Below are 4,848 nucleotides of genomic sequence, written 5' to 3' on the forward strand. Positions count from 1 at the left end.
CCTCCCACATTTGGATCTCCACATATCCCTAAATAACGGATATGTACCCAATCAAAAAACCTTGACCCCGATCAAGGGATTCCCACCCCATTCTCCGTAACCTCACTGCATATTGTGTCTGTAAGCCTAAAAACATCTACATGTAGTGCCTGGAGCCCGGAAAATGCAAAACACGCTCACCCCGCTGGTCAGCACCCGCCTACACAAACGCGACGGCAGCCTGGTCCCCTTCAACGCCGAAAAAATCCACCACGCCCTGACCGCTGCCGGCACCGCAACCGGCGAGTACCAAGAGGCCGACGTCGACCTGTTACTGGGCGCCGTCCTGGCCCGCCTGCGGGGCATCGAGCAGTTGGACGTCGAACAGATCCAGGACAGCGTCGAACGCGTGTTGATGGACGCCGGCTACTTCCTCTCCATGCGCGCCTACATCGTCTATCGCGAACAACACGGTCGACTGCGTCGCGACCGCAAGACCCTGGTGGAAGTCGCCACCTCGATGAACGAATACCTCGACCGCGAAGACTGGCGCGTGCAGGCCAATGCCAACCAGGGCTATTCCCTTGGCGGGCTGGTGCTGAACGTGGCGGGCAAGGTCACCGCCAATTATTGGCTCGACGAGGTCTACAGCCAGCAGATCGGCCGCGCACACCGTGAGGCGGATTTGCATATTCACGACCTCGACATGCTCGCCGGTTACTGCGCCGGCTGGTCGCTGCGTTCGTTGCTGCATGAGGGCCTCAATGGCGTGCCGGGTCGCGTTGAAGCCGGGCCGCCCAAGCACTTGAGCAGCGCCCTGGGGCAGATGGTCAATTTCCTCGGCACCCTGCAAAACGAATGGGCCGGCGCCCAGGCGTTCAGTTCGTTCGACACTTACCTGGCGCCCTATGTGCGCAAGGACCAACTGAGCTACGCCCAGGTGCGCCAGGCGGTGCAGGAGTTCATCTACAACCTCAACGTACCGTCGCGCTGGGGCACCCAGACGCCATTTACCAACCTGACCTTCGACTGGGTCTGCCCGCAGGACTTGCGTGAGCAGATCCCGGTGATCGGCGGTGAGGAAATGCCGTTCGCCTACGGCGACCTGCAGGCCGAGATGGAGTTGATCAACCGCGCCTATATCGAAGTGATGCAGGCCGGCGATGCCAAGGGGCGGGTGTTCACCTTTCCGATTCCCACCTACAACATCACCCATGATTTTCCCTGGGACAGCGACAACGCCGACCGCCTGTTCGAGATGACCGCACGCTATGGCCTGCCGTATTTCCAGAACTTCCTCAATTCCGATATGCAGCCCAACCAGGTGCGTTCGATGTGCTGTCGCCTGCAATTGGACGTGCGTGAGTTGCTCAAGCGTGGCGGTGGCTTGTTCGGGTCGGCGGAGCAGACCGGCAGCCTGGGGGTGGTGACGATCAACTGCGCGCGTCTGGGCTATCTGTTCAAGGGCGACACTTCGGGCCTGCTGCAGCGCCTGGACGGCCTGATGGACATGGCCATGGAAAGCCTGGAAATCAAGCGCAAAGTGATCCAGCACCACATGGACGCCGGCCTTTACCCCTACACCAAGCGTTACCTGGGCACCTTGCGCAATCACTTCTCCACCATCGGCCTTAACGGCATGCACGAGATGCTGCGCAATTTCAGCGGTGACCAGCAGGGCATGCACACCGAGCAGGGCCGCGCCTTCGCGCTCAAATTGCTCGACCATGTGCGCGCCACGCTGCTGCGTTTCCAGGAAGAAACCGGCCACCTCTACAACCTCGAAGCCACCCCGGCCGAGGGCACCACTTACCGCTTCGCCAAGGAAGACCGCAAGCGCTACCCGGACATCCTGCAGGCCGGCAGCGATGTCGCGCCGTACTACACCAACTCGTCGCAACTGCCGGTGGGCTTTACCCAGGACCCGTTCGAAGCCCTGGAGCTGCAAGATGAACTGCAATGCAAATACACCGGCGGCACCGTGTTGCACCTGTACATGGCCGAGCAGATTTCCTCGGCGCAGGCCTGCAAGCAACTGGTGCGCAAGGCGTTGGGGCGGTTCCGCCTGCCGTACCTGACGATCACCCCGACCTTCTCGATTTGCCCGGTGCACGGCTACCTGGCCGGTGAGCATGAGTTCTGCCCCAAGTGCGACGAAGTTCTCGCCCTGGCCGCTGCGCGATAAAGCGTTTTCCAACCATCAAGGAGATACACCATGCAAACATCCCAGCCACAACGTCAGCGCTGCGAAGTCTGGACCCGGGTAATGGGTTACCACCGGCCGGTCTCGGCGTTCAACCCCGGCAAACAGTCCGAACACAAGGAGCGTGTGCATTTCACCGAAGCGGCCGCCGTGGCCGGGCGCCAATGAGTCGAGCGCTGCGGGTCGGGGGCCTGGTGCCCCTGACCACACTCGACTACCCCGGCATGCTCGCCTGCGTGCTGTTTTGCCAGGGCTGTGCCTGGCGCTGTCGTTACTGCCACAACCCGGACCTGATCCCACCGCGCGCAAGCACGGAGGTGGATTGGCGCCGGGTATTGCTGTTTCTGCAACGGCGCCAGGATCTGCTCGACGCCGTGGTGTTCAGCGGTGGCGAGCCGACCCTGCAGGAAGGCTTGCCGGCGGCCATGGATGAAGTGCGGGCCATGGGCTTTCGCATCGGCCTGCACAGCGCGGGAATCAAGCCGGCCGGTTTTGCCAACGCGCTGCGTCATGCCGACTGGGTGGGGTTTGACGTCAAGGCCCTGGCCGAGGACTGCCAATTGATCACCCAGGTCAGGGGCAGCGGCGCCGCCAACTGGCGCAGCCTCGACACCTTGTTGGCCAGTGACGTGGAGTACGAATGCCGCACCACGGTGCACTGGCACCTGATCGACCCGCCGCGCTTGCTGCGTCTGGCCCAGCGTTTGCAAGCCCGTGGTGTGACGCGCTTCGCCGTGCAGATGGTGCGCACGGCCAGCATGCTCGATCCGCAATTGGCGAGCGCACCGGTACAGGCATCGCTGCCTGAACTATGGGGCCGCCTGCGGGAGTTATTCCCCGCGTTTGTACTGCGAGGGTGATGCACGCCCTCCACAGGATTTTTATAGATGCTGCCCATGTTGGGCAGGCTTTCATCAGGGATTATCAGAATGAAGCAATTAACCACGGCTCAACGCATTGTCATCGGTTTCGCGATTGCGCCGTTGGCCCTGGTCGGCTTGGTGTTTTACGCCCTGCACGACCTGACCACCCTCAAGCAGCAATCGGAACAGATCGTGCGGCAGGACTGGCCGAAAATCGCGCCGATCATGGTGATCGCCACCGGTGTGCGCGATAACGGGCGCAACACCCGCGACCTGCTGATCGACCAGAACAATCAACAGGCCCAGGCCGCCATCGGCACCACCCGCCAACGCATCACCGACGCTTTCAGCGTCCTCGAACCGCTGCTCGATACCGCTGAGGGCAAGGCCGCGTATGCCACCTTGAAAACCCACCGTGAAGCCTACGTCGCCGCGTTTACCCAGGTGCAGGCGCTGATCGGACAGGGCGCCCGCGAGCAGGGCCTGGCGCAACTCAAGCAACAGGTGATGCCGGCCGAACTGGACGTGTTCAAGAGCCTGGACGCCTTGATGGCGATGCAGGGCCGCATGTTTGCCGAGCGCCAGCAAGCGGCGCAGACCCTGTACGACGAGGCCCGGCGCAACATGCTTGGGCTGTTCGTGCTGTGCCTGGCCCTGGTGGTGACGGCTGCGGTGATGGTCACTCGCAGTGTGCTCCGACCCCTGGGCGGTGAGCCGTCTGAAGCGGCGCGGGTGTTGAACCATATCGCCGAGGGCGACCTGACTATCCAGGTGCCGGTGGGCAACAGCGCCGAGGGCAGCGTGATGCGCAACCTGCACCGGATGCAGCAGAGCCTGAACCAGATGGTGCGGCACATCGCGGCGTCGGTGGACGGCGTGGCCAGCTCTTCCGAGGAATTGAGCGCGGTCAGCGGCCAGACCAGCAGCAGCTTGCAGGCCCAGGGCCAGGAGATCGAACAGGCCGCCACGGCGGTGAATCAAATGACCGCCGCGGTCGATGAAGTGGCGCGCAACGCCGTGAGCACCAGCGAAGCCTCGCGCCTGTCCGAACAGACCGCCCAGCGCGGTCGCGCCCAGGTGCAGGAAACCGTGGCGTCGATCAACACCCTGGCCACCGGCGTGGTGGAAACCTCAGAACGCATCCAGCAACTGGCCGGGCGCGTGCAGGATATCAGTGGTGTGCTGGAGGTGATCCGCAGCATTGCCGACCAGACCAACCTGCTGGCCCTCAACGCCGCCATCGAAGCAGCCCGTGCTGGCGATGCCGGGCGCGGCTTTGCGGTGGTCGCCGATGAGGTGCGTGCGCTGGCCCATCGCACACAGACGTCGACCCAGGAGATCGAGCAGATGATCGGCAATATTCGCCAGGACACCGAACACGCGGTGGCGGCGATGCACAGCAGCAGTGAGCGGGTGCAGACGACCTTGGGCGTGGCCCAGCGTTCTGGGGAAGCGTTGGAGGAAATCACGCGGTCTATTTCGCAGATCAACGAGCGCAACATGATGATTGCCAGCGCCACCGAAGAGCAGGCGCTGGTGGCGCGGGAGGTGGATCGTAATCTGGTGGGGATTCGCAATTTGTCCCAGCAGGTGTTGCAGGGGGCGTTGCATACGGAGACGGCGGGGCAGGATCTGGCGGGGATGGCGGGGGTGTTGCATCAGATGGTGGGACGGTTCAAGGTTTAGAGGTGTTTTCGATGGTGTACATATCCGTTATTTAGGTAACGGCTACTTATGGTTCCGCTCTTACAGCGGGTCACTTTTGGAAAGACCCAAAAGTAACCAAAAGGTCTTCGCCCCAAC

The 4,848-nt window shown here is 62.5% G+C and carries 2 protein-coding genes and 1 pseudogene; all 3 read left to right on the top strand.

Translation table 11 applies throughout. From position 1 onward, the window contains the following. Positions 1 to 163 precede the first annotated feature (163 nt). A pseudogene (locus tag JWR98_RS28730) lies at positions 164 to 2,347 on the top strand (ribonucleoside triphosphate reductase); the annotation flags it as partial. Continuing rightward, positions 2,347 to 3,042, top strand: coding sequence for an anaerobic ribonucleoside-triphosphate reductase activating protein (locus JWR98_RS28740; protein WP_078733528.1), 696 nt, complete (start codon positions 2,347 to 2,349; stop codon positions 3,040 to 3,042). The pseudogene JWR98_RS28730 and the gene JWR98_RS28740, both read left to right, overlap by 1 nt. Positions 3,043 to 3,111: 69 nt before the next feature. Next, the gene (locus JWR98_RS28745) at positions 3,112 to 4,731 is read left to right on the top strand and encodes a methyl-accepting chemotaxis protein (protein ID WP_078733527.1); all 1,620 of its coding nucleotides are present in this window, start codon (positions 3,112 to 3,114) and stop codon (positions 4,729 to 4,731) included. Positions 4,732 to 4,848: the final 117 nt, after the last annotated feature.

The organism is Pseudomonas lactucae (genome assembly GCF_016937615.1).
GTDB classification, from domain to species: domain Bacteria; phylum Pseudomonadota; class Gammaproteobacteria; order Pseudomonadales; family Pseudomonadaceae; genus Aquipseudomonas; species Aquipseudomonas lactucae.

What these genes read in the sequence shown, in the direction of transcription:
- JWR98_RS28745 (WP_078733527.1), top strand. Translation starts at nt 3,112, where the DNA reads ATGAAGCAATTAACCACGGCTCAACGCATTGTCATCGGTTTCGCGATT.
- JWR98_RS28740 (WP_078733528.1), top strand. Translation starts at nt 2,347, where the DNA reads ATGAGTCGAGCGCTGCGGGTCGGGGGCCTGGTGCCCCTGACCACACTC.